Consider the following 25,023-nt stretch of genomic DNA (forward strand, 5'->3'; position numbering starts at 1 on the left):
GCATGGTGAATGTCCCGAACACCGCGGTGCTCACCGGAGCGTTCCGGCCGATGCGGTTCGAGGCGACCGTCGACGACTGCGTCACGACGTTCGGCGAAATCCCCAAAGAGCTATCCGGCGGCTTCTATCGCGTTGGGCCGACGTTCAAACGCCCGACCCGCCAGGGCGCCAACGGCCTACTCGCAATGGATGGCATGGTGCAGGGCCTGATCTTCGACAACGGCCGCGCCGACTTCCGCAACCGCTGGGTGCGCACCCCCAAATACCTTCTGGAGGAACAGCATCGGCGCGCCATGTTCTGTTGGTCCGACGGCGACTGGACCGACTGGCGCAACATCGGTTTCGGCGCCGCGGTGCGTGACGAATTCACCCGCGGAATTCCGCAGGGCACCAACAACATCAACTGTTTTCCATTCGCGGGCGAGATCCTCGCGTCGGGCGAACAAGGCAGTCCGCCGGTGGCTCTGGATCCCGTCTCGCTGGAAACCCGTGGAATAGTGCCGTGGTCGCCGCGATTGTCCCGCGGGATCTTCGAGCAGGCCGGCTACGGCGATGCGGCGTTCACCGCGCACCCGAAGTGGGACAGCGCAAGCGGCACCCTGTACGGCTGGGCCTACAGCAACCGCAAGCCTTATGTCACCGTGCACGTGGTGCGCCGCGACGGCACGGTGGCCTCCCGCGAGCTGTGGGACGCGCCGTACTCCTCGGAGGTGCACGACATGTGGCTCACCCCCGAGTGGATGGTGTTGCCGTTTCAGGGTTTCGTGTTCGACCCCGACCGGATCGAGCGGGGGCTGCCGGTACACAGCTGGGCCCCCGAGTTACCGACCATGTTGGCGCTGGTGCCGCGCGACGACGTCGAGCATGGCGAGATTCGTTGGATCACTGCCGAAATCGAGCCACAGTATGCGATGCACACGCTGGCTGCCGATGTTGACGGTCACATGCTTACCCTGGATGCCCCGATTTTCGAGCGGCCGCCGTTTCCGCTGGACATCGACAAGTTCGAGGGCGAGGACGTCGCGCTGTTCTTCAACCTGGCCCGCAGCACGCTCGGCCGCTGGACGGTGGACCTGGACAGCGGCAGCGTGAAATCCGAGCTGCTGGACGACCAGCCGCGCGAGCTGCCCAAGGTCGACGAGCGGTTCTACGGCCGCCGCCAGCGATGGGGTTATCTGATCGGCGGCGACCCCAAGGGCAGCGGCATGCGCATGCACAGCCTGGTGGTGCGCGACCTGACAACGGGCGACGAGCAGCAGTACCGGCTGCGGCATGAGCGCCCGGCGCTGGTAATGGAACCGACGTTCGTGCCGCGCCGCCCCGATGCGCCCGAAGGTGACGGCTACCTGATGGTTCCGGTGTCGCGGTGGATCGAAAACCTGGGCGAATACGTCATTTTCGACACCGACGACATCACCGCCGGTCCGATATGCCGCATCGAGATCCCGTTCCTGCTGGGATTCACCCCGCACGGGCACTGGATGGACTTCCGTTGATGCTCACCGCGACCGAAGAGGCCGAGCTACGCGCCTCGGTGCACGGAATCGTCGCCGGCTTCGGAAACGAATACTTCACCCGGTGCAGCGAAACCCTGCAGCATCCCACCGAGTTGTGGGATGCCCTGGCAGCCGGCGGATTCGTCGGGGTGAACCTGCCCGAGGAATACGGCGGCGGCGGAATGGGATTGAGCGCGATGAACATCGTCGCCGAGGAGGCCGCCGCGGCGGGCTGCCCGCAGATCATGCTGATGATCTCACCCGGCATCGTCGGCAGCCTGCTGGCCCGTCACGCCACCCACGAGCAGAAACAACAGTGGTTGGCGCCGATGGCGGCGGGAAATGTCAAGATCGCGTTCGCGATAACCGAGCCCGACGCCGGCTCCAACACTCACCGGCTGGCCACCACCGCGCGCCGCGACGGCGACAAGTACCACCTCAACGGGCAGAAGACCTTCATCACCGCCGCCGACCAAGCCGACGCCTTGCTCGTCGTCACCCGCACCGGCAGCGACGCAGAGGGCCGCGGGCAGCTATCGCTGTTCCTGGTTGACCGGGACACGCCGGGCATCGAAATGCACCGCATCCCCATGACATTCGAGATCACCGACAAGTCGTTCACGGTGTTCTTCGACAACGTCGCCGTGCCCGCGGATCGGCTCGTCGGCGGCGAGGGCAACGGACTACGCGTGGCATTCGACGGCATGAACCCCGAGCGGGTGATCATCGCCGCGATCTGCAACGGCGTCAGCCGATACGCGCTCGACAAAGCGGTGAGCTACGCGCGCGATCGTCGAGTGTGGGCGGTGCCGATCGGTGCACACCAGGGTGTGGCACATCCGTTGGCAGAAGCCAAGATTGCGCTCGAGGCCGCCCGGCTGATGACGCGGCAGGCCGCCGCGGACTACGACGCCGGGGTCGATGCCGGCGAGCGCAGCAACATGGCGAAATTCCTGGCCGCCGACGCCGCCACTCGCTGTGTCGACCAAGCCATCGAGGTGCACGGCGGCAGTGGCTTCACCCGCGAGGTCGCGCTGGCCAACATGTACGAGTTCGTCCGGCTGTTCAAGACCGTGCCGATCACCCGCGAGATGGTGCTCAACCACGTCGCCCAGCACAGCCTGGGGCTGCCGCGCTCATACTGATCGGCCGGCCGCGAAACAGACGCGTGGGTCGTGATTCCGCGCCGATCACAGCCGTGGCGTCTGTCTCGCGGAATTAGGGTTGTTTCATGTTCTGGTTGTGTCGAACGTGCGGTGTCGAACACGCGAACAGGTCGGAAGTCTGCGCGATCTGCGCCGACGAGCGGCAGTGGGTGCCGCGCGAGGGTCAGCAGTGGGCGACGCTGGAGCAGCTGGCCGCCGAGGGTATGCGCTCGCAGGTCATGCTCATCGAGGACGGCCTGGTCGCGATCGGCAGTTCGCCGGCGTTCGGAATCGGGCAGCTGGGAAAGCTGGTCTGCACCGACGCCGGCAACGTGTTATGGGATCCCTCCGGCTTTCTCGACGACGCGGCAATCGCCGCGGTCTCCGAGCGCGGCACGCTCATCGCGATTGTGGCCAGCCATCCGCACATGTACGGCGCACAAGTGGAGTGGAGCCACCGCCTCGGCGGCGTCCCGGTGTACGTCAACGCCGCCGACGCCGAGTGGGTGATGCGCCCCGACCCGGTGATCCGGCAATGGTCGGAGACCTTGCAACTCACACCGTCGTTATCGGTGATCCGGGTGGGCGGACACTTCCCAGGCAGTGCGGTGGCCTGCTGGCGCGACGGCGCCGACGGACGCGGTGTGCTGCTGGTCGGGGATACCGTCTTCCCCAATCCCGACCGCCGCACGGTCGGGTTTCTGCGTAGCTACCCGAACCTGCTGCCGCTGTCCGGCGGGGTGGTGCAGCGCATGGCCGACACAGTTGCGTCCTTGGACTTCGACCGCATCTACGGCCTGTTCACGAATTCCATCGACAGCGACGGGCATGCCGCGGTCCAGCGGTCGGCCGCCCGCCACGCCGCGTGGGTCCGCGGCGACTACGACCACCTGACTTAGGCGGTTGGGAACACTGCGGCTGCCCGCGACGTTGGGCAGAGGGTGACTACTCGAGACCTCACCGCCGACCAGTTCAACGACACCATCAACGGCAACGACATCGTGCTCGTCGACTTCTGGGCATCCTGGTGCGGACCGTGCCGCCAGTTCGCGCCCACGTTCCAGGCGTCCTCGGAGAAACACCCCGACGTCGTCTTCGCCAAGGTCGACACCGAAGCCCAACAGCAACTGGCAGCGGCCGCCCAGATCCAATCCATCCCCACGCTGATGGCGTTCAAGAAGGGCAAGCTGGTATTCAACCAGCCGGGTGCCCTGCCACCGGCGGCGCTGGAAGAACTGGTGCAAAAGGTCAAGGACTTCGACATCGACGCCGCGATCGCAGCGCAGGAGCGCGACGGCCAAAGCTGACGCGTTACGTTCAGCGGGTGAGCTACGTACTCGTTGAACATCCGCGGCCGGCGGTCGCGCTGGTCACCCTCAATCGGCCGGAGCGAATGAACTCCATGGCGTTCGACGTCATGGTGCCGCTGAAAGCCGAGCTGGAAAAGATCACCTACGACAACTCGGTGCGGGTGGTCGTGCTGACCGGGGCGGGCAGAGGTTTCTCGTCGGGCGCCGACCACAAGTCGGCGGGGCAGGTGCCGCACGTCGAGGGACTGACCCGGCCCACCTATGCGCTGCGCTCCATGGAGATTCTCGACGAGGTCATCCTGGCGCTGCGACGGCTGCACCAGCCGGTGATCGCCGCGGTCAACGGCGCAGCGATCGGCGGCGGGCTGTGCCTGGCGCTGGCGGCCGATATCCGCGTCGCGGCGGCCGGTGCCTATTTCCGGGCCGCGGGCATCAACAACGGGCTGACCGCCAGCGAGCTCGGCCTGAGCTACCTACTGCCGCGGGCCATCGGCTCGTCGCGGGCGTTCGAACTCATGCTCACCGGCCGTGACGTCGACGCCGAGGAAGCCGAGCGGATCGGCCTGGTGTCCCGTCAAGTGCCGGAAGACCAGCTGCTGGACACCTGCTACGCGATGGCCGAGCAGATCGCCGCGTTCTCCCGGCCGGGAATCGAGTTGACCAAGCGCACACTGTGGAGTGGACTGGACGCCGCTAGCCTGGAGGGGCACATGCAGGCCGAAGGCCTGGGACAGCTATTCGTTCGTCTGCTCACCGCCAACTTCGAAGAAGCGGTTGCCGCGCGCGCAGAGAAACGGCCGCCGGTGTTCACCGACGACTTGTAACCAGGGAGAGTGACCGTGATCACGGCAACGGACCTCGAGGTCCGCGCTGGAGCGCGCACATTGCTCTCCGCTGATGGGCCGGCTCTGCGGGTGCAGCCAGGCGACCGCATCGGGCTCGTCGGCCGCAACGGCGCCGGCAAGACCACGACGCTGCGCATCCTCGCCGGAGAAGCGGAACCGTATGCCGGATCGGTGACGCGCGCCGGTGAGATCGGTTATCTGCCGCAGGATCCCAAAGAGGGCGACCTCGACATGCTTGCCCGCGACCGAGTGCTCTCCGCGCGCGGACTGGACACGCTGCTCACCGACCTGGAAAAGCAACAGGCGCTGATGGCCGAAGTCGCCGACGACGTCGCGCGTGATCGCGCGGTCCGCCGCTACGGCCAGCTCGAGGAACGCTTCGCCGCGCTGGGCGGCTACGGCGCCGAAAGCGAAGCCGGACGGATCTGCGCCAGCCTCGGGTTGCCCGAACGAGTACTGACCCAACCGTTGCACACGTTGTCCGGCGGACAACGTCGCCGAGTGGAACTGGCGCGGATTCTGTTTGCCGCCTCGGACACCGGCGCTGGGTCATCTACCACCCTGCTGCTGGACGAGCCGACGAACCACCTCGACGCCGATTCGCTGGGCTGGTTACGGGATTTCCTGCGCGGGCACACCGGCGGGCTAGTGGTGATCAGCCACAACGTCGACTTGCTGGCCGACGTGGTCAACCGGGTGTGGTTCCTCGACGCCGTGCGCGGCGAGGTCGACGTCTACAACATGGGTTGGCAGAGGTATCTCGACGCCCGCGCCACCGACGAGCAGCGGCGCCGCCGGGAACGCGCCAACGCCGAACGCAAAGCCGCCGCGCTGCGCGCCCAGGCCGCCAAGCTCGGCGCCAAGGCCACCAAAGCCGTTGCGGCGCAGAACATGCTGCGGCGCGCAGATCGGATGATGGCCGCGCTCGACGAGGAGCGGGTGGCCGACAAGGTGGCCCGTATCAAGTTCCCCAGCCCGGCCGCGTGCGGGCGGACCCCGCTGGTAGCCAGCGGCCTGACCAAAACCTACGGCTCGCTCGAGGTGTTCACCGGAGTCGATTTGGCCGTCGACCGCGGCTCTCGGGTGGTCGTGCTGGGACTCAACGGTGCCGGCAAGACGACGCTGCTGCGGCTGCTGGCCGGTGTCGAGCGTCCGGATGCCGGGACGTTGGAACCTGGACACGGCCTGAAAATCGGCTATTTCGCGCAAGAGCACGACACGCTCGACGACGCCGCGACGGTGTGGCAGAACATCCGGCACGCCGCGCCCGATTCCGGGGAGCAGGATCTGCGCGGTCTGCTCGGCGCGTTCATGTTGAGCGGAGCGCAGCTCGACCAGTTGGCCGGCACGCTGTCCGGCGGCGAGAAGACCCGCCTCGCGCTCGCCGGTCTGGTGGCATCGACCGCGAATGTGCTGCTGCTCGACGAGCCGACCAACAATCTGGATCCCGCATCTCGTGAGCAGGTGCTCGACGCGCTGCGCAGCTACACCGGCGCGGTGGTGCTGGTGACACACGACCCGGGGGCAGCCGAGGCGCTCGGGCCGCAACGAGTAGTGTTGCTGCCCGACGGCACTGAGGACCATTGGTCCGATGAATACCGGGATTTGATCGAGTTGGCCTGACAGCGATTTCGCGAAATCGGCCCGCCGCCGACGTCGTCTTTCCTACGCTGTGTGCTTTGGGGATCCTGTTGAATCGGGGAGGCGCCGATGCGGAAATCGAAAAAATCACGCAGTCAGTTACTGCTCGAGTTGCGCAATGCCTATGAGGGCGGCGCCAGCATTCGTAACCTGGTGGCTTCCACCGGCAGATCCTACGGGTCCATCCACAGCATGCTTCGCGAGTCAGGCGTCGCCATGCGCAGCCGCGGCGGACCCAATCACCGCACGCGATCTCGGTAGCGCCGTGTATCGCCGAACGTGTAGTCCTGGCGAGATTTCTCGCACTTTTTCGACATGAGTGCACGATCGGCGTCGGGTTGTGCCGCTAGCGCTGCCGCACCGATCCCTCGACGAGGTCGAGGACGGCGCCCAGCCGCTGCGGGTCTTCGCCAGACGCCAGCCTGGCGACCAATCCGTCGAGGACCAGGTCCAAGTAGCACTGCAGCACGTCGCTGGGAATGTCGCCGCGAACTCGCCCGGCCTGCTTCTGCCGGCGCAGTCGATCGGTTGTCGCTGCCGCCAGCTCGGCCGAGCGCTCCGTCCACCCGCGGCTGAATACCGGATCGTTGCGCAGCTTCCGCGCAATCTCCAATCGCGTGGCGAGCCAGTCGAACTGGTCGGGGGCAGCGAGCATGTCGCGCATCACCTGGATGAGACCCTCGCGAGACGCGACGGCGGCCATCCGCCCGGCATCCTCGCGGGCCAGTTCGAAGAACAGGGTGTCCTTGTCGCGGAAATGGTGGAAGATCGCACCCCGCGACAAGCCGATGGCCTTCTCGAGCCGTCGTACCGTCGCCTTGTCGTAGCCGTACTCGGCGAAGCAGCGGCGGGCCCCGTCGAGGATCTGACGGCGACGGGCCGCCAGATGGTCCTGGCTGACCTTCGGCACAGGGGTCCTAGTTGGATTTCAGCATGTTGCGCAGCACGTACTGCAGGATGCCGCCGTTGCGGTAGTAGTCGGCTTCGCCTGGAGTGTCGATGCGCACCACCGCGTCGAATTCCACCGGCTTGGCACCGTTCTTGCTGGCCTTGACCCGCACCGTCTTTGGGGTCTTGCCATCGTTGAGCGCCTCGATACCGGTGATGTCCAACACCTCGGTGCCGTCGAGCCCCAGCGACTCGGCGTTCATGCCCTGGGGGAATTGCAGCGGGATCACGCCCATGCCGATCAGGTTGGACCGGTGGATGCGCTCGAACGACTCGGCGATCACCGCCCGCACGCCCAGCAACAGCGTGCCCTTGGCGGCCCAGTCCCGCGACGAACCCGACCCGTATTCCTTGCCGCCCAGAACCACCAGCGGAATGTTTTCTGTCGCATAGTTTTGCGCCGCGTCGTAGATGAAGGCCTGCGGCCCGTCGGGCTGGGTGAAGTCACGGGTGTAGCCGCCGGCCACGTCGTCGAGCAGCAAGTTGCGCAACCGGATGTTGGCGAACGTGCCGCGGATCATCACCTCATGGTTGCCGCGCCGCGACCCGAACGAGTTGAAGTCCTTGCGCTCGACTCCGTGCTCCTCGAGGTATTGCGCCGCCGGAGTGCCCGGTTTGATGCTGCCCGCCGGCGAAATGTGGTCGGTGGTCACCGAATCGCCGAGCAGCGCCAGCACGCGGGCGCCGGTGATGTCGCCGACCGGCTCCGGCTCGGCCGGCATCCCCTCGAAATACGGCGGCTTGCGCACATAGGTCGATTCCGGATCCCACTCAAAGGTGTTGCCGCTGGGCGTCGGCAAATTCCGCCACCGCTCGTCGCCCTTGAACACATCGGCGTAGTTATTGACGAACATCTCCTGGTTGATCGCCGACGCGATGGTGTCCGAGACGTCTTTCTGCGACGGCCAGATGTCGCGCAGGTACACGTCGTTGCCCTGCTGGTCCTTGCCCAGCGGCTGCGAGTCGAAATCGAAGTCCATCGTGCCGGCCAACGCATAGGCGACCACCAGTGGCGGCGAGGCCAGATAGTTCATCTTGACGTCCGGGTTGATGCGGCCCTCGAAGTTGCGGTTGCCGGACAGCACCGCGGCAACCGAAAGGTCGTTGTCGTTGACCACCTTCGAGATCTCCTCCGGCAGCGGACCGGAGTTACCAATGCAGGTGGTGCAGCCGTAGCCGACCAGGTAGAAGCCCAGCTTCTCCAAATACGGCCACAGCCCGGCCTTTTCGTAGTAGTCGCTGACCACCTGTGAACCCGGCGCCATCGACGTCTTCACCCACGGCTTGGAGGCCAGGCCCTTTTCCACCGCGTTGCGGGCCAGCAGCGCGGCCCCGAGCATCACCTCGGGATTGGAGGTGTTGGTGCACGACGTGACCGCGGCGATCACCACCGCACCGTGGTCGAGCACGAACTCCCCGAGTTCCTTGGACTTGACCGGGACCGGGTTGCTGGTGCGGCCCTTCGCCTGCTTGGCAGCCGACTGCACATGGTCGTCGGCATGGCCATTCGATACCTGCCCGGGGTCACTGGCCGGGAAGGTCTCGTCGACCACCTCGTCGAGCTTGGAGTACTCCTTCTTCTGCGGATCGTCGCCGACGTAGTTCGGAAGGGTCTCGCGGAACGCGGACTTCGCCTCCGACAACGCAATCCGGTCCTGCGGACGCTTGGGCCCCGCAATCGACGGGACCACGTCCGACAGATTGAGTTCGAGGTATTCCGAGAACTCCGGCTCATGGGCGGGGTCGTGCCACATGCCCTGCTCTTTGGCGTAAGCCTCCACCAGCGCCAGTTGTTCCGGTTTGCGCCCGGTGAACCGCAGGTAGTCGATGGTCTCTCGGTCGATCGGGAAAATCGCTGCGGTAGAGCCGAATTCGGGGCTCATATTGCCCAGCGTCGCGCGGTTGGCCAGCGGCACCTCGGCCACACCTTCGCCGTAGAACTCGACGAACTTGCCGACCACCCCGTGCCGGCGCAGCATCTCAGTGACGGTGAGCACCACGTCGGTGGCGGTGACCCCGGGCTGAATCTCACCGGTCAGCTTGAACCCGACCACCCGCGGGATGAGCATCGACACCGGCTGCCCCAACATGGCGGCCTCGGCCTCGATGCCGCCGACGCCCCAGCCCAAAACCCCCAGTCCGTTGACCATCGTGGTGTGCGAGTCGGTGCCAACGCAGGTGTCGGGGTAAGCGGTGATTTGTCCGCCCGAACCGGCGCGCTCCATCACGACGCGGGCCAGGTATTCGATGTTGACCTGGTGCACGATCCCGGTGCCCGGCGGCACCACCTTGAAATCCTGGAAGGCGCCCTGCCCCCAGCGCAGGAACTGGTAGCGCTCGCCGTTGCGCTGGTACTCGATTTCGACGTTGCGCTCGAATGCGTCGGCGCGGCCGAACAGATCGGCGATCACCGAGTGGTCGATCACCAAATCGGCCGGCGCCAACGGGTTGACCTTGTCGGGGTTGCCGCCCAGATCGGCGATGGCTTCACGCATGGTGGCCAAGTCGACGATGCACGGCACACCGGTGAAGTCCTGCATGACGACACGGGCGGGCGTGTACTGGATTTCGATGCTGGGCTCGGCTTGCGAATCCCAGTTGGCGATCGCCTCGATGTGATCCTTGGTGATGTTGCTGCCGTCTTCGTTGCGCAGCAGGTTTTCGGCCAGCACCTTGAGGCTGTAGGGAAGTTTCTCGGTTCCAGGAACCGCGTCCAGGCGATATATCTGGTAACTGTTGTCGCCGACGTCCAGGGTGTTGCGGGCTTGAAACGAATTCACCGAATCTTTGTTGGTCACATCAACTCCCGTGGATTTAGTTCTGGATTTAGTTCTGCTCGCCGGCCTGAAACCACTTTAACAGTACGCTTGTCCTGCATATCCCACACCCGTCTTGCGGCCCGCATCGTCGTCACGCGGTACGGTCTTGATCCGTGACCACCCCGCACGCGCCGCTCTACATCCCGGGCGAGATCTGCGGCACCGTCGGCGCCGATCCGTCGACACCGCCCGACCAGTGCCTGGCCATCGTGCAGCAGCAGGTCAATGCGGAGAACCTCAGCGCGCCACCGGCCGTCACGGCGGGGCTCCTTCAGGTCATCAACCAAGCTCGCGACCACGGCATTGATCTCAAGATCGTCGTGCTCGACCACAACCCCCCGAACGACACGCCGCTGCGCGACATCGCGACGGTAGTGGGCGCCCAACATCGCGACGCCACGGTGCTGGTGCTGAGCCCGAACTTCGTCGGGAGCTACAGCATGCAATTCCCGCGCGCCACCCTGGAGATCGGCGAAGACAATGCCAAGACCGGCAACCCGGTGGTCTCGGCGCAGAATTTCCTGCACCAACTCAACACCCCCCAGTTTCCCTGGACCGCATTCACAATTGTGCTGCTGATCGCCGTGCTGGCCGCAGTTGTCGGCACACGGATCATGCAAGTCCGCGCCCGGCGGTCATCGCCGACGGAGAAAGTCGAAGCACCGACAGAAGACGCTGACCAGAGCGTCTAAACGCCGCGCCGCCATTCCCGCAAACGACCGATGTCACCGTTCGGTCACAGTTCTTCGAAGAACACACTTGTAATTTGTGACTAAAGTTTCCATCGCGTCAGATGTGGCTTACGGTGCAAGTGATGCCTTTGTTTTCAACGCGCTTCCAGTGATTACTGGGGCCTGTGATTACTACGGCCGTCCGCCCGTGTTGAGCCATAGGAGAACTGAGTCGAATGAGACGCATTTGCCGCGGCTCGTCTTCCCGGCTGGCTGCCTTGCTCACCCGGCGCGTCGGTCCGGCCATGCTGAGCGTGGCCGTTCTGCTGTGCATGCCGGGGCTGGCCAAGGCCGCGCCCGAAACCCCGGACATCATCGCCCAGCTGATCGCCGATGTCGCGCAGGCCAACCAGCGTCTGCAGGACCTCAGCGCGCAAATTGAAACCGAGCAGGAAAGCGTCAACAAGGCACTGGTCGACCTGGAAACCGCGCGCGACAACGCCGCGAGCGCCCAACACGACGTCGAGGCCAGCCAACAGGCGGTCAAGGATGCCGACGCGGCAATCGCCGCAGCCCAGAAGCGATTCGACACCTTCGCGGTCGCCACCTATGTCAACGGCCCGTCGGGCAGCTACCTCACGGCGCGCAGCCCGGACGACATCATCACCACCGCGGCCGCCGGCCAGACCCTGGCGGCCAGTTCCCGGCGGGTGATGGACAACCTGCGACGAGCCCGTACCGAGCAAGTGAACAAGGAGTCGGCGGCTCGGTTGGCCAAGCAGCAGGCCGACAAGGCCGTCGCCGACGCTCAATCCAGCCAGGCCGCGGCGGTGACAGCGTTGACCAGCGCGCACCGCAAGTTCGGCGAACAGCAGCAGGAAGTCAATCGCCTGGCCGGCGAGCGCAACGCCGCCCAGGCCAGACTCGACGCCGCCCGCAACTGGTCGGCGCCCGCGGGTGGACCGGGCGCCGGACTGCGGGCGGCGTCGCCTTCCGGCGACCGGTGGGATCCCGCGGCACCGGGGCCCGCCGGCCCGCCGCCGGGGAACGCAGGACAGTGGGCCGGGGAATGGGATCCCACCCTGCCGATGGTGCCCAGCGCCAACGTCCCCGGTGACCCGATCGCCATCATCAACCAGGTGCTGGGTATTTCGGCGACCTCGTCGCAGGTCACCGCGAACATGGGGCACAAGTTCCTGCAGTCGATCGGTCTCATCAAGCCGGACACCCCGGACTCCGGCATCACCAACGGCCGCATCCCGCGGGTCTACGGGCGGCAGGCGTCCGAATATGTGATTCGACGCGGTCTGTCGCAGTTGGGCGTGCCCTATTCGTGGGGCGGTGGCAACGCGGCCGGGCCGAGCAACGGGATCGGATCCGGTTCGGGCACGGTCGGTTTCGACTGCTCCGGTCTGGTGCTGTACTCGTTCGCCGGAGTGGGCATCAAGCTGCCGCACTACTCCGGCTCGCAGTACAACATGGGCCGCAAGATCCCGTCCGCGCAGATGCGCCGCGGCGACGTGATCTTCTATGGCCCCGGCGGCAGCCAGCACGTGACGATCTACCTCGGCGACGGCCAGATGCTCGAAGCGCCCGACGTCGGGTTGAAGGTTCGGGTCGCGCCGGTTCGCACCAGCGGTATGACGCCGTACGTGGTCCGCTACATCGAGTTTTGACACGTGAAAGGATCCATGCGCGGCAAGGGCTTTCACTACATCAATCTGGCCGGGCTGATACTGGCGGCGATCGCGCTTTTGATCGGTCTGGCTTCTCCGGCTGCTGCCGAGGACGGCCAGTGGGACCCGACGCTGCCGGCGGTGGTCAGCGCGGGCGCGCCGGGGGACCCGGTCGCTATCGCCAACGCCTCGCTCAACGCCACCGCGCAGGCCACCCAGAGCACGCTCGATCTGGGCCGTCAATTCCTGGGCGGGCTCGGAATCAACTTGGGCGGCAACAACAACTCCAATACCAACACCACACCGAGCCGGATTCCGCGGGTCTATGGCCGCCAGGCCGTCGAGTACGTGATCCGTCGGGCGTCGTCCCAGATGGGGGTGCCGTATTCGTGGGGTGGCGGCACCCCCAATGGGCCCAGCAAGGGCGTGGATTCCGGTGCCGACACCGTTGGCTTCGACTGCTCGGGGTTGACCCGGTACGCGTTCGCCGGAGTCGGCGTGCTGATCCCGAGGTTTTCCGGCGATCAGTACAACGCCGGCCGGCACGTTCCGCCGGCCCAGGCCAAGCGGGGCGACCTCATCTTCTACGGGCCGGGCGGCACCCAGCACGTCACGATCTACCTGGGCAACGGTCAGATGCTGGAGGCGTCCAGCATCGTCGGCAAAGTCACCGTCAGCCCGGTGCGGACCGCCGGGATGACGCCGTTCGTGACCCGCATCATCGAGTCCTGAGACCCGCCGGCCGAACCGTCACGTCGACGGAATCCGGGCGGCCTGGAATAGTTGGACGAGGGCACGCCGCTGCCCCGCGACGTTCGTCGTGCGAGCAGTCGTGTCTGATAGAGCGCTGGAGGTTGAGCCGTGGAGGGTAATCGATGACATCAGCAGGCGGGTCGCCCCCGGGCGCCGGCGGTTACTCCGGGGCCGGCGGGCCTCAAACGAGCCCGGCGCACGCGGCGCCGTCCGGTGGCGGCGGTGCCGGCAATGGGCTCGCCGCCGAGGTGCACACCCTGGAACGCGCCATCTTCGAGGTCAAACGAATCATCGTCGGTCAGGACCAGCTCGTGGAGCGGATGCTGGTCGGGCTGCTGTCCAAGGGCCACGTGCTGCTCGAGGGTGTGCCCGGCGTGGCCAAGACGCTGGCCGTGGAGACCTTCGCCCGGGTGGTCGGCGGGACGTTCGCCCGTATTCAGTTCACCCCGGACCTGGTGCCCACCGACATCATCGGTACCCGCATCTACCGGCAGGGCAAGGAGGAGTTCGACACCGAACTCGGGCCGGTGGTGGTCAACTTCCTGCTCGCCGACGAGATCAACCGGGCGCCGGCCAAGGTGCAGTCGGCGCTGCTGGAGGTCATGCAGGAACGCCACGTCTCCATCGGCGGTAAGACCTTCCCGCTGCCCAACCCGTTCCTGGTGATGGCCACGCAGAACCCGATCGAGCACGAGGGCGTCTACCCGCTGCCAGAAGCGCAGCGCGACCGCTTCCTCTTCAAGATCAACGTCGGGTATCCCACGCCGGAGGAAGAGCGCGAGATCATCTACCGGATGGGCGTCAGCCCGCCGCAGCCCAAGCAGATCCTCGCCACCGGCGACTTGGTACGGCTACAGGACATCGCGGCCAACAACTTCGTGCACCACGCGCTGGTCGACTATGTGGTCCGCGTCGTCACCGCCACCCGTCACCCCGAGCAGCTGGGGATGAACGACGTCAAGAGCTGGGTCGCCTTCGGCGCGTCCCCGCGCGCCTCGCTGGGCATCATCGCCGGTGCTCGCTCACTGGCCCTGGTGCGCGGCCGTGACTACGTGATCCCGCAAGACGTCATCGAGATCATTCCCGACGTGCTGAGGCACCGGTTGGTGCTCACCTACGACGCGCTCGCCGACGAGATCTCGCCGGAGATCGTCATCAACCGGGTCCTGCAGACGGTTGCCATGCCACAAGTGAATGCTGTTCCGCAGCAAGGGCATTCGGTACCGCCGGTGATGCAGGCCGCGGGCGCGGCTAGCGGTCGGTGACAGAATCCAAGTCGCCGGGGGTGGTTCACCCGCCGTCGATGATGCGCGGCAACATCGACGACCCCAAGCTGTCGGCGGCACTGCGCACCCTTGAACTGACCGTCAAGCGCAAGCTCGACGGCGTGCTGCACGGCGACCACCTGGGTTTGATTCCGGGGCCGGGCACGGAGGCCGGGGAGTCGCGCGAGTATCAGCCCGGTGACGACGTGCGCCGGATGGACTGGGCGGTCACGGCGCGCACCACGCACCCGCACGTCCGGCAGATGATCGCCGACCGTGAGTTGGAGACCTGGTTGGTGGTCGACATGTCGGCCAGTCTGGACTTCGGCACCACGGTTTGCGAGAAACGCGACCTGGCGGTGGCGGCCGCCGCCGCGATCACCTTCCTCAACAGCGGTGGCGGCAACCGGCTTGGCGCGCTGATCGACAACGGCGCGCAGCGCATCCGGGTGCCGGCCCGTTCAGGACGCCAGCATGAGCACACGTTGTTGCGCACCATCGCCACCGCGCCAAAGGCGCCGGTCGGCGTGCGCGGCGACCTGGCGGCATCGATCGACGCGCTGCGCCGCCCGGAACGCCGCCGCGGGATGGCAGTGATCATCAGCGACTTCCTGGGCCCGATCAACTGGCAGCGCCCGCTGCGCGCGATCGCTGCGCGCCATGAGGTGCTCGGTATCGAGGTGCTCGATCCTCGCGATGTCGAGCTGCCCGACGTCGGCGATGTCGTTCTGCAGGACGCGGAATCCGGCGTCACCCGCGAGTTCACCATCGACGCGCAGCTGCGCGACGACTTCGCCAAGGCCGCCGCGGCGCACCGCGCGGATGTCAAGCGCACCATCCGCAGCTGCGGGGCGCCGCTGCTGTCGCTGCGCACCGACCGCGACTGGATCGCCGACATCGTGCGGTTCGTCGAGTCCCGCCGGCGCGGCGCATTGGCGGGGCGCCAATGAGCTTGCCGCTGCTCGGCCCGATGACGCTGACCGGGTTCGCTCACGCGTGGTGGTTTTTGTTCTTCCTGGTCGTTCTCGGAATCGTCGCGCTGTACATCATCGCGCAGGTGTCCCGGCATCGGCGGATGCTGCGGTTCGCCAACATGGAGCTGCTGGAAAGCGTCGCCCCCAAGCAGCCGACGCGGTGGCGGCATCTGGCGGCGATCCTGTTGGTGTCGTCGTTGGTGCTGCTGACGATCGCGATGGCCGGGCCGACGCATGATGTGCGGATTCCGCGCAACCGCGCGGTCGTCATGCTGGTGATCGACGTGTCCCAGTCGATGCGGGCCACTGACGTCGACCCCAACCGCATGGTCGCCGCGCAGGTCGCCGCCAAGGAGTTCGCCGGCGAGCTGACCCCGGGCATCAACCTCGGGCTGATCGCCTACGCCGGTACCGCGACCGTGTTGGTGCAGCCGACGACCAACCGGGAGGCGACCAAAGCCGCGCTGGGCAAGCTGCAGTTCGCCGACCGCACCGCCACCGGTGAGGGCATTTTCACCGCGCTGCAGGCGATCGCCACCGTGGGCGCGGTGATCGGCGGTGGTGACACCCCGCCGCCGGCCCGGATCGTGCTGTTCTCCGATGGCAAGGAGACGGTGCCGACCAATCCGGACAACCCCAAGGGCGCGTTCACCGCGGCGCGCACCGCGAAGGATCAGGGGGTGCCGATCTCGACGATCTCGTTCGGCACCCCGTACGGGTTTGTGGAGATCAACGGCCAGCGTCAACCCGTCCCGGTCGATGACACCACGATGAAGAAGGTCGCCGAGTTGTCCGGCGGTAACAACTACAGCGCCTCCAACTTGCAGGAGCTGAAGCAGGTTTACGCCTCGCTGCAGCAGCAGATCGGCTACGAGACGATCAAGGGCGACGCCAGCGTCGGCTGGCTGCGGTTGGGTTCGCTGATCCTGGCACTGGCCGCGCTGGCCGCGCTGCTCATCAACCGGCGCCTGCCGACCTGATCTGCGGCGCCGAGTGGCCAGTTAATGCACGCTTGCGCCCAAAACCCGTGTCATAAGTGGCCACTCGGCGATGCGCTAAGTTGTCGGGGTGACTGAAGTTGCCACCGAGAAACCGGCCGAGACTGCCGCGGCCGGCAGACCACCGTTTATAGCGCGATCGGTGCTGGTTACGGGCGGGAATCGGGGGATCGGGCTGGCGGTGGCACGGCGGCTGGCCGCCGACGGTCACAAGGTCGCGGTGACGCACCGCGGATCCGGGGCGCCCGACGGGCTGTTCGGCGTCGAGTGTGACGTCACCGACAACGACGCTGTCGATCGTGCCTTCAAAGCGGTCGAGGAGCACCAGGGTGCGGTCGAGGTGCTGGTGGCCAACGCCGGCCTGGCCGCGGACGCGTTCCTCATGCGGATGACCGAGGAGAAGTTCGTGAAGGTCATCGACGCCAACCTCACTGGGGCGTTTCGGGTGGCTCAGCGGGCATCGCGCAGCATGCAGCGGAAGCGGTTCGGACGGATGATCTTCATGGGTTCGGTGTCCGGCACCTGGGGCATCGGCAACCAGGCCAACTATGCAGCGTCCAAGGCCGGTCTGATCGGCATGGCCCGCTCGATCGCCCGGGAGCTGTCAAAAGCCAATGTGACTGCGAACGTGGTGGCACCGGGCTACATCGACACCGACATGACCCGCGCGCTGGACGAGAGGATCCAAGCGGGCGCACTGGACTTCATCCCGGCAAAACGGGTCGGCACTGCCGAAGAGGTCGCCGGGGTGGTCAGCTTCCTGGCTTCCGAAGACGCCTCATACATTTCCGGCGCGGTGATCCCGGTCGACGGCGGCATGGGCATGGGTCACTGAAGACCTCCACACGAACAAGGACGGATATGGCAGGACTGCTCGAAGGCAAATGCATTCTGGTCACCGGGATCATCACCGACGCGTCGATCGCGTTCCACATCGCCCGGGTGGCCCAGGAACAGGGTGCGCAGCTGATCTGCACCGGCTTCGACCGGCTACGGCTGATCGAGCGCATCCTCGACCGGCTGCCGGAGAAACCGCCGCTGCTGGAGCTCGATGTGCAAAACGACAAGCACCTCGACACGCTCGCCGAACGGATATCCGAGGTGATCGGCGAGGGCAGCAAGCTTGACGGCGTGGTGCATTCGATCGGCTTCATGCCGCCCAGCGGGATGGGCATCAACCCGTTCTTCGAGGCGCCGTATGAGGATGTGTCCAAGGGCATCCACATCTCGGCTTACTCATACGCATCGCTGGCCAAGGCGGTGCTGCCCATCATGAATCGCGGTGGCGGCATCGTCGGCATGGACTTCGACCCGACCCGCGCGATGCCCGCCTACAACTGGATGACAGTGGCCAAGAGCGCACTGGAGTCGGTGAACCGCTTCGTCGCCCGCGAGGCCGGCCCTTACGGTGTGCGATCCAATCTCGTTGCGGCCGGACCGATTCGGACGCTCGCGATGAGCGCGATCGTCGGAGGTGCGCTCGGCGAGGAGGCCAGCGGTCAGATGCAGTTGCTCGAGCAGGGTTGGGACCAGCGAGCGCCGATCGGCTGGGATATGAAAGACGCCACGCCAGTTGCCAAAACGGTGTGCGCGGTGCTGTCGGACTGGCTGCCGGCCACAACGGGCGACATCATCTACGCCGACGGCGGGGCGCATAACCAATTGCTCTGATGCGGTTTGACGCCGTCCTACTGCTGTCGTTCGGCGGACCGGAGGGCCCCGAACAGGTGCGGCCCTTCCTGGAGAACGTCACCCGCGGCCGCGGCGTACCGGCCGAACGCCTCGACCAGGTCGCCGAGCACTACCTGCATTTCGGTGGGGTGTCGCCGATCAACGCGATCAACCGCGCGCTGGTGGGCGAACTGGAAGCCGTGCAGGGCCTGCCGGTGTATTTCGGCAACCGTAACTGGGAGCCGTACGTCGAAGACGTCGTTGCGACCATGCGGGACAACGGGATTCGTCGCGCCGCAGTGTTCACCACGTCGGCGTGGAGCGGCTATTCCAGCTGCACGCAGTATGTCGAGGACATCGCCCGGGCCCGTGAGGCCGCCGGCGACGGGGCGCCTGAACTCGTCAAGCTGCGACCGTATTTCGACCATCCGCTGTTCGTCGAGATGTTCGCCGACGCCATCGCTGCGGCGGCCGACACGGTGCCCGCGGATGCCCGCCTGGTTTTCACCGCGCACTCTATTCCGGTCGCCGCCGACGAGCGCTGCGGCCCGCGGCTGTACAGCCGCCAAGTCGCTTACGCCGCAAGGCTGGTCGCCGACAAGGTCGGATACCGGCAGTACGACTTGGTGTGGCAGTCGCGGTCCGGCCCGCCACAGGTACCCTGGCTGGAACCCGATGTGGCCGACCATCTTTCAACGTTGGCGGACATCGAGGCCGTCATCGTCTGCCCGATCGGCTTTGTCGCCGACCACATCGAGGTGGTGTGGGATCTTGACCACGAACTGCGATCGCAGGCGCAGGCGGCGGGCATGGCATTCGCCCGGGCGGCCACACCCAATGCCGACCGCCGCTTCGCCCGGCTGGCCGTCGATCTGATCGACGAGCTGCGCGACGGCCGCGCGCCGGCTCGGGTGACGGCGCCGGACCCGGTGCCGGGCTGCGGCGCCAGCGTCAACGGCGCGCCATGCGGCCCGCCGCACTGCGTCGCCGAATGGTCGCCGCCCGTCAGGATCGCCAGGCGGCCTGCAGAATCGCGCTGAGAGCGGCCATCCTCGCCGCGCGCACCACCGCGGCCAGCGGGCGCAGCGCGTCGCTGGCGATCAGGGCTTCCGAGAGCGATTGCGTGCCGATTGGCGTCAGCCCGGCACTGACCGTGACGATCGCGTCGACGTGCGCGGCGTTTTCCAGCACCCGCACCGCGCGCGACGGCGCATGCTCGGGGAGCCGGTGCTGGCGGGCGGAGTCCAGCAACTGCTCGACGAGCCCGCGCGGATCCTCGATATCGACACCAGTCGATCCCAGCCCGATGGCGGTTAGCGCGTCGGCGGCCGACCGTACCGCCAACCGCAAGGCGTACTCGGCCTCGCCGAGCTCCTCATGGTCGACCACGGGTGCGTTCGGCAGCGAGTACACCGTCCAGGACAGCGCGCACAGCTCGGGTGTCGCGAGTTCGTCTTCACCGTCGGCGTAACCGAATTCGGGGACCAGCCCGACGGCCACGGCGGGATCGTCCGGGTTGGTGACGATAACTGCCTCGCCGGCGGCCAGGGCGTCGTGCTCGAACTGCGTGCCCGCGGCCAGCCCCGGAACGTCTCCGGGGACGGGCAACACCACCGCGATCGACGGGGTGCCCGCAACCGCCGGCCCGGCCGCGGTGCGCAGCGTCTGCAACAGCGACACCGCGCCGGTGTCATGCACGTCCGGCCACGGGAGTCCGGTGTGCCCCGCCGCCACCGCATCGTAGGCGGTAACGGATTGCATTGGCGCCCAACAAGATAACGCGTCAAGAACGTCGTCGGGAGCGGCCTTGCCGGCAAGCCAGGCGTTGGCCCACACCGAGAGCGTCGCACTGGGGCACCACATGGTTTCGCAGTCTAGTTGTTCGACTCGATCGCGGCCGATCACGCGATATCCTGACCGCATGCCTGCGGCCTTGATCTGGCTGATCTTCGCACTGGGCCTCGCCGGTGCCGAGGCGCTCACCGGCGACATGTTCTTGCTGATGCTCGGCGGCGGCGCGCTGGCCGCTGCCGGATCCAGCTGGCTGCTCGACCTGCCGGTCTGGGCTGACGGCGCGGTTTTCCTGGTGGTCTCGGTGCTGCTGCTGGTGCTGGTGCGGCCCGCGCTGCGGCGGCGTCTGATTCCCGCCAAGGGGGCGCAGACCGGCGTCAAGGCGCTGGAGGGCAAGCACGCGCTGGTGCTTGACCGAATCACGCACGATGAAGGCCAGGTCAAACTGGACGGACAGGTCTGGACTGCGCGGCCGTTGAATGACGGCGATGTCTTCGAGCCTGGCGAGCGGGTGACCGTCATGCATATCGACGGGGCCACCGCCGTGGTCTGGAAGAGCCCATAACCCCTCTGGAGCAATAGGAGGCATTCCGATGCAAGGTGCAGCTGCCGGGCTGGTATTTCTGGCCGTACTAGTGATTTTCGCCATCATTGTGGTGGCCAAGTCGATTGCGCTGATCCCGCAGGCCGAAGCGGCGGTGATCGAACGGCTGGGCCGCTACAGCCGCACGGTCAGCGGGCAACTGACGCTGCTGGTGCCCTTCATCGACCGGGTCCGTGCCCGAGTGGACCTGCGCGAGCGGGTGGTGTCGTTCCCGCCGCAGCCGGTGATCACCGAGGACAACCTCACACTCAACATCGACACCGTGGTCTACTTCCAGGTCACCAGCCCGCAGGCCGCGGTCTACGAGATCAGCAACTACATCGTCGGGGTCGAGCAGCTCACCACCACCACGCTGCGCAACGTCGTCGGCGGCATGACGCTGGAGCAGACTCTGACGTCGCGCGACCAGATCAACGGCCAGCTGCGCGGAGTGCTCGACGAGGCCACCGGTCGCTGGGGCCTGCGGGTGGCACGGGTGGAGCTGCGCAGCATCGACCCGCCGCCGTCGATCCAGGCGTCGATGGAAAAGCAGATGAAGGCCGACCGGGAGAAGCGGGCGATGATCTTGACCGCGGAAGGTACCCGGGAGGCGGCGATCAAACAGGCCGAGGGGGAGAAGCAGGCCCAGATCCTCGCCGCCGAAGGGGCCAAGCAGGCCGCGATCCTGGCCGCCGAGGCCGACCGGCAATCCCGGATGCTGCGGGCGCAGGGTGAGCGGGCGGCGGCCTACCTGCAGGCCCAGGGCCAGGCCAAGGCGATCGAGAAGACGTTCGCGGCGATCAAGGCCGGCCGGCCCACCCCGGAGCTGCTTGCCTACCAGTACCTGCAGACCCTGCCGCAGATGGCCAAAGGTGAAGCCAACAAGGTGTGGCTGGTGCCCAGCGACTTCGGCGCGGCATTACAGGGGTTCGCCAAGCTGCTGGGCGCCCCGGGTGAAGACGGCGTGTTCCGGTATCAGCCGTCGCCCGTGGACGACAACCTGCCCGCACCCGAATCGGACGGCGAAGAGATAGCCGACTGGTTCTCCACCGAGACCGACCCTGCCATCGTGCAGGCGGTGGCCAAGGCCGAGGCCGACGCGCGCAAGCCGGTGGAGGGCACCTTCCCGCCGCCCTCTGAGCTGAGGCAGTGAGGCGAAGGTGCCGGGCCGCGGTTAGTCCAGTCTCAACTCAACCATCGGCAGCGGCGTATTGGTCTCGGTAATCGGGCTGCCGAGAGTCTCCTCGAGCACGCCTTTGAACCGCTGCCACGCACGGGGATGCCGGCCCACGTATACGGCGAGTGCGCGGTCGGCTTCGGACTGAGTCAGGACGCGTGCGGTAGCCGCTGCGGGCCTGCGGCTACCCGCATAGACCCGGACACGTGGGTTGGCCCGGACGTTACGGAACCACTGGGCCTTCTCACCGAAACCGGATGCGACGACATAGGTCTCCGGCGTGGGGTGATCGACGACCTCGAGGACGACGTAGCGCCGCGCGCCAGATTTGCGGCCGATGTGTTCGAGCATGAGCACTCGCGAACTCAGCATCGCGCCTGCGCGGGCCTTGTAGATCCAGATCGGTGCGCGCATGAGCGCGCGAGACCGCAGGATTCGCGCGCCGACGGCGGCCAACCTCGACGATGGACGTGTGGTGGACAAAATTCCTCCGGTTACGGCGCGAGGGCCGGCTCGGGGTTCTCCTCGGCCGTCACCGGCACGCGGTGCTGCTTGCGGTGATGACGTACCTCGTAGGCCAGCAGCGTCAGCCCGACGGTCGCGGTGCACAGCGAGGCAAGGAGCAACAACGGGCTGATGTCACCGGTGAGCGCGTCGCCCAGAATCACGATGGCGGCGGTTCCGGGAAGCACACCGGCCAGCGTGGCCAGCGTGTAGGGCAACAGCCGCACCGCCGACGCGCCGGCAGCGTAGTTGAGCACCGAGAACGGCACGGCTGGAATCAGCCGCAGCGACATGACCGCGGGCCATCCGCGGTCATACAGGCGTGCGTCGAGCTTCTCGACGGCGTGGTGACGCACCAGGCGGCTCAGCTGCCAGCCCACCGCACGGATCAGGATCAACGCGATCACCGCGCTCGCCGTGCTGGCCACCACTGCCAGTCCCACCCCCAACACCGGCCCGAACAACAGGCCGGCAGCGAGCGTGAACGCGGTACGCGGGAACGGAAACACGGTCACGACGATGTGGGCGGCCAGAAACGCCAGCGGAAACCACGGGCCCACCGACGCGGCCCAGTCCCGCAGCTGCACCGCGGTGGGGACGGGAACCAGCACGGCCACCGCGACCAGGATGGCAACGGCCCCGGCCGTGATGACGATGCGGCGCTTGGGCAGCTGACGTGCGGTCGCGATGACCGTGGAGGCCAGGCCGCGCGCCATGTCGCCGATTTTGGTGGTGGCCCGAGCCGTCACGGTGATCAAGACTACGGGCCGCCCGTGAACAACTCGTTGCACCCGCCGCGCGTTTCGTCACAATACTGCGGACGGTCGGCTCCTGAGCGTCGACTTCGATCAATTAGCCTGAGTGGCAAGTGGCAACCCCGCCACATGCTGCGATAACAGGAGCCGCCGGTGTCAGTCGATGTGTCCGCCGAGCCCGCCGACCCGGTTCAGGGCCGCGCCCGATGGCGCACGGCGGTGGCCGGGGTGCTGGCCAAGAGCACACATCGTGACGCCGAGGATTTGGGCCCCGAACCCGAGCGGCTGCTCGACACCCCGACCTACGAGGGCTTCCCGATCCGGGCCCTCTACACCGCGTTGGACGCGTTGCCCGAGCAGGCGCTGCCCGGTGATTGGCCCTATGCGCGCGGCGCGGACGCCCTGCGCGACGTCAACTCCGGCTGGAAGGTCGCCGAAGCGTTTCCGAGCAACGGCGCCGACGGCAATGCGGCGCTGCTGGCCGCGCTCAGCGACGGGGTCGGTGCGCTGGTGCTGCGCGTCGGCGCCTCCGGTGTGGCCCCGGCGCAGCTCGGGCGGTTGCTCGACGGCGTGTATCTGGACCTGGCGCCGGTGATTCTCGACGCCGGCGCCGACTTCACCGCGGCCGCCGACGTTCTGCTGGGGCTGGTCGGCCAGTTGGACGCTGACCGACGGAAGTCGGTGTCGATCGACCTTGGCGCGGACCCGCTGACGGCGGCGCTGAGCGGGCGGGGGGCGCCCTCGCTCGACGAGGTGGTCGCGGTGGCGTCGCGGGTGGCCCCCGGTGGCGGGGTGCGGGCGATCACCGTCGACGGTCCGGCCTTTCACAATCTGGGCGCTAACGCAGCATGGGAGCTGGCCGGCAGCATCGCCGCGGCGGTGGCATACGTGCGGGTGCTGGACGAGTCCGGGCTGACGATCGCGGAAGCGTTGCGCCAGATCAGCTTCCGGTTGGCCGCTGACGACGACCAGTTCATGGCGATCGCCAAGATCCGCGCCACGCGCCAACTGTGGGCGCGGGTCGCCGAGGTCGTCGGTGAACCGCAGAACGGCGCGGCCGTCGTGCATGCCGAGACCTCGCTGCCGATGATGACCCAGCGCGATCCCTGGGTGAACATGCTGCGTACCACGGTGGCCGCGTTCGGCGCGGGCGTCGGCGGTGCCGATACCGTTTTGGTGCTGCCGTTCGACGTGGCCATCCCCGGCGGTTTTCCCGGCATGGCGACTAGCTTTTCGCGCCGGATCGCCCGCAACACTCAACTTCTGCTGCTGGAGGAGTCACATATCGGCAGGGTGCTGGACCCAGCCGGCGGGTCGTGGTACGTCGAAGAGCTCACCGAGCAGCTGGCCCAGCAGGCGTGGAAGGATTTCCAAAGCCTCGAGGAGCGCGGTGGATTCGTCGATGCCCGTGACTATCTCGCCGAGCAGATCGCGGCGGTGGCCGCCCGCCGCCTCGACGACATTTCGCACCGCCGCACCGCGATCACCGGCGTCAACGAATACCCGAACCTGGCCGAACCTCCGCTACCGCAGATCGATTCGGTGCCGACCATCCAGCGCTACGCCGCGGGATTCGAGGCGTTGCGGGACCGCTCGGACGTCTACCTGGAGCGCACCGGGTCGCGTCCGCAGGTGTTGCTGTTGCCGCTGGGACCGTTGGCCGAGCACAACATCCGGGCGACGTTCGCGGCGAACCTGTTGGCGTCCGGCGGTATCGAGGCCGTCAACCCGGGACCGGTCGAGGCCGCCGGTGTCGCCCCGGCGGTATCGGCCGCCGGATCGCCGGCTGTCGCGGTCATCTGCGGCACCGACAAGCGCTACCACGCCGAGGCCAGCGGCGTCGTCGAGGCGGCACGACGCGCGGGTGTGTCCCAGATTTACCTGGCTGGGCCGCAGCAGGTGCTCGGCGACGACGCGGCACACCGGCCCGACGACTATCTGACCGCGAAAATCGATGCGGTCCAGGCTTTGTCGAATCTGTTGACCAGGTTGGGAGCCTAG

General features: G+C 67.0%; 24 protein-coding genes. 19 read left to right on the top strand and 5 right to left on the bottom strand.

The window, feature by feature from the left end; all coding sequences use genetic code 11:
- Nucleotides 1-2: 2 nt before the first annotated feature.
- The 7 genes from AWC06_RS09315 to AWC06_RS09345 all read left to right on the top strand — a co-directional run bounded on the left by AWC06_RS09315 (nt 3) and on the right by AWC06_RS09345 (nt 6,698).
- Nucleotides 3-1,496, top strand: a complete 1,494-nt coding sequence (locus AWC06_RS09315) for a carotenoid oxygenase family protein (RefSeq protein ID WP_211281937.1) — start codon at nt 3-5, stop codon at nt 1,494-1,496.
- A complete protein-coding gene (locus AWC06_RS09320; protein WP_085196668.1) occupies nt 1,493-2,641 on the top strand; it encodes an acyl-CoA dehydrogenase family protein in 1,149 nt (382 codons plus the stop codon). Before AWC06_RS09315 ends, AWC06_RS09320 begins: the two co-directional genes overlap by 4 nt.
- An 86-nt stretch (nt 2,642-2,727) precedes the next feature.
- Nucleotides 2,728-3,540, top strand: a complete 813-nt coding sequence (locus tag AWC06_RS09325; protein WP_085196670.1) for an MBL fold metallo-hydrolase — start codon at nt 2,728-2,730, stop codon at nt 3,538-3,540.
- Between the two features lie 42 nt (nt 3,541-3,582).
- Nucleotides 3,583-3,948, top strand: coding sequence for a thioredoxin (trxA, locus tag AWC06_RS09330; RefSeq protein WP_085196672.1), 366 nt, complete (start codon nt 3,583-3,585; stop codon nt 3,946-3,948).
- Nucleotides 3,945-4,775, top strand: a complete 831-nt coding sequence (locus tag AWC06_RS09335) for an enoyl-CoA hydratase (protein ID WP_372458187.1) — start codon at nt 3,945-3,947, stop codon at nt 4,773-4,775. Before trxA ends, AWC06_RS09335 begins: the two co-directional genes overlap by 4 nt.
- A 15-nt stretch (nt 4,776-4,790) precedes the next feature.
- Nucleotides 4,791-6,419 (top strand): ABC-F family ATP-binding cassette domain-containing protein, encoded by a 1,629-nt coding sequence (locus AWC06_RS09340; RefSeq protein ID WP_085196731.1) that lies wholly within the window; start codon nt 4,791-4,793, stop codon nt 6,417-6,419.
- 87 nt (nt 6,420-6,506) lie between these two features.
- Nucleotides 6,507-6,698 carry a helix-turn-helix domain-containing protein gene (locus tag AWC06_RS09345; RefSeq protein ID WP_085196676.1) on the top strand — a complete coding sequence of 64 codons (192 nt, stop codon included), beginning with the start codon at nt 6,507-6,509 and terminating at the stop codon, nt 6,696-6,698.
- An 85-nt stretch (nt 6,699-6,783) separates the two neighbouring features.
- On the opposite strand, the gene AWC06_RS09350 is transcribed toward AWC06_RS09345, so the two are convergent.
- Both AWC06_RS09350 and acnA read right to left on the bottom strand, forming a co-directional pair.
- Nucleotides 6,784-7,347, bottom strand: a complete 564-nt coding sequence (locus AWC06_RS09350; RefSeq protein WP_085196678.1) for a TetR/AcrR family transcriptional regulator — start codon at nt 7,345-7,347, stop codon at nt 6,784-6,786.
- A gap of 7 nt (nt 7,348-7,354) precedes the next feature.
- Nucleotides 7,355-10,183 (bottom strand): aconitate hydratase AcnA, encoded by a 2,829-nt coding sequence (gene acnA / locus AWC06_RS09355; RefSeq protein ID WP_139819990.1) that lies wholly within the window; start codon nt 10,181-10,183, stop codon nt 7,355-7,357.
- A gap of 134 nt (nt 10,184-10,317) precedes the next feature.
- Here acnA and AWC06_RS09360 point away from each other — a divergent pair, with 134 nt between their 5' ends.
- From AWC06_RS09360 to AWC06_RS09400, 9 genes are all read left to right on the top strand, one after another.
- Nucleotides 10,318-10,896, top strand: a complete 579-nt coding sequence (locus AWC06_RS09360; RefSeq protein ID WP_372458185.1) for an Rv1476 family membrane protein — start codon at nt 10,318-10,320, stop codon at nt 10,894-10,896.
- Nucleotides 10,897-11,111: 215 nt separating this feature from the next.
- Complete coding sequence (gene ripA / locus AWC06_RS09365; RefSeq protein ID WP_085196680.1) at nt 11,112-12,551, top strand: NlpC/P60 family peptidoglycan endopeptidase RipA; 1,440 nt, start codon at nt 11,112-11,114, stop codon at nt 12,549-12,551.
- A 15-nt stretch (nt 12,552-12,566) separates the two neighbouring features.
- Nucleotides 12,567-13,283 carry an NlpC/P60 family peptidoglycan endopeptidase RipB gene (ripB, locus tag AWC06_RS09370; protein WP_085196682.1) on the top strand — a complete coding sequence of 239 codons (717 nt, stop codon included), beginning with the start codon at nt 12,567-12,569 and terminating at the stop codon, nt 13,281-13,283.
- Between the two features lie 143 nt (nt 13,284-13,426).
- On the top strand, nt 13,427-14,569 hold the full coding sequence (gene moxR1 / locus AWC06_RS09375) for a chaperone MoxR1 (protein ID WP_085196684.1): 1,143 nt from the start codon (nt 13,427-13,429) through the stop codon (nt 14,567-14,569).
- Nucleotides 14,566-15,519 carry a DUF58 domain-containing protein gene (locus AWC06_RS09380; protein ID WP_085196686.1) on the top strand — a complete coding sequence of 318 codons (954 nt, stop codon included), beginning with the start codon at nt 14,566-14,568 and terminating at the stop codon, nt 15,517-15,519. Before moxR1 ends, AWC06_RS09380 begins: the two co-directional genes overlap by 4 nt.
- Complete coding sequence (locus tag AWC06_RS09385; RefSeq protein ID WP_085196688.1) at nt 15,516-16,523, top strand: VWA domain-containing protein; 1,008 nt, start codon at nt 15,516-15,518, stop codon at nt 16,521-16,523. Before AWC06_RS09380 ends, AWC06_RS09385 begins: the two co-directional genes overlap by 4 nt.
- Before the next feature lie 88 nt (nt 16,524-16,611).
- On the top strand, nt 16,612-17,376 hold the full coding sequence (gene fabG1, locus AWC06_RS09390) for a 3-oxoacyl-ACP reductase FabG1 (protein ID WP_085196690.1): 765 nt from the start codon (nt 16,612-16,614) through the stop codon (nt 17,374-17,376).
- A 26-nt stretch (nt 17,377-17,402) separates the two neighbouring features.
- Entirely contained in the window at nt 17,403-18,212 is an 810-nt protein-coding gene (gene inhA, locus AWC06_RS09395; RefSeq protein ID WP_085196692.1) for an NADH-dependent enoyl-ACP reductase InhA, read from the top strand.
- Nucleotides 18,212-19,252, top strand: a complete 1,041-nt coding sequence (locus AWC06_RS09400; RefSeq protein WP_085196694.1) for a ferrochelatase — start codon at nt 18,212-18,214, stop codon at nt 19,250-19,252. The genes inhA and AWC06_RS09400 overlap by 1 nt, the downstream gene beginning before the upstream one ends.
- Here the strand turns inward: AWC06_RS09400 and AWC06_RS09405 are convergent.
- Nucleotides 19,218-20,075 (bottom strand): hypothetical protein, encoded by an 858-nt coding sequence (locus AWC06_RS09405; RefSeq protein WP_085196736.1) that lies wholly within the window; start codon nt 20,073-20,075, stop codon nt 19,218-19,220. The two genes, AWC06_RS09400 and AWC06_RS09405, sit on opposite strands and share 35 nt — an antisense overlap.
- A 58-nt stretch (nt 20,076-20,133) precedes the next feature.
- Here AWC06_RS09405 and AWC06_RS09410 point away from each other — a divergent pair, with 58 nt between their 5' ends.
- On the top strand, nt 20,134-20,568 hold the full coding sequence (locus AWC06_RS09410) for an NfeD family protein (protein ID WP_085196696.1): 435 nt from the start codon (nt 20,134-20,136) through the stop codon (nt 20,566-20,568).
- 28 nt (nt 20,569-20,596) lie between these two features.
- Entirely contained in the window at nt 20,597-21,739 is a 1,143-nt protein-coding gene (locus AWC06_RS09415; RefSeq protein ID WP_085196698.1) for an SPFH domain-containing protein, read from the top strand.
- 21 nt (nt 21,740-21,760) lie between these two features.
- Here the strand turns inward: AWC06_RS09415 and AWC06_RS09420 are convergent, their stop codons facing one another.
- Together AWC06_RS09420 and AWC06_RS09425 are read right to left on the bottom strand one after the other, a co-directional pair.
- On the bottom strand, nt 21,761-22,177 hold the full coding sequence (locus AWC06_RS09420; RefSeq protein ID WP_085196700.1) for a nitroreductase family deazaflavin-dependent oxidoreductase: 417 nt from the start codon (nt 22,175-22,177) through the stop codon (nt 21,761-21,763).
- Nucleotides 22,178-22,257: 80 nt separating this feature from the next.
- Nucleotides 22,258-22,983: a TVP38/TMEM64 family protein gene (locus AWC06_RS09425; RefSeq protein WP_085196738.1), complete on the bottom strand. Its 726-nt coding sequence runs from the start codon at nt 22,981-22,983 to the stop codon at nt 22,258-22,260.
- Nucleotides 22,984-23,175: 192 nt separating this feature from the next.
- On the opposite strand from AWC06_RS09425, the gene mutA reads away from it, so the two are divergent.
- Nucleotides 23,176-25,023, top strand: coding sequence for a methylmalonyl-CoA mutase small subunit (mutA, locus tag AWC06_RS09430; protein ID WP_085196702.1), 1,848 nt, complete (start codon nt 23,176-23,178; stop codon nt 25,021-25,023).

The organism is Mycobacterium fragae (assembly GCF_002102185.1).
In the GTDB taxonomy this organism is placed as follows: Bacteria; Actinomycetota; Actinomycetes; order Mycobacteriales; family Mycobacteriaceae; genus Mycobacterium; species Mycobacterium fragae.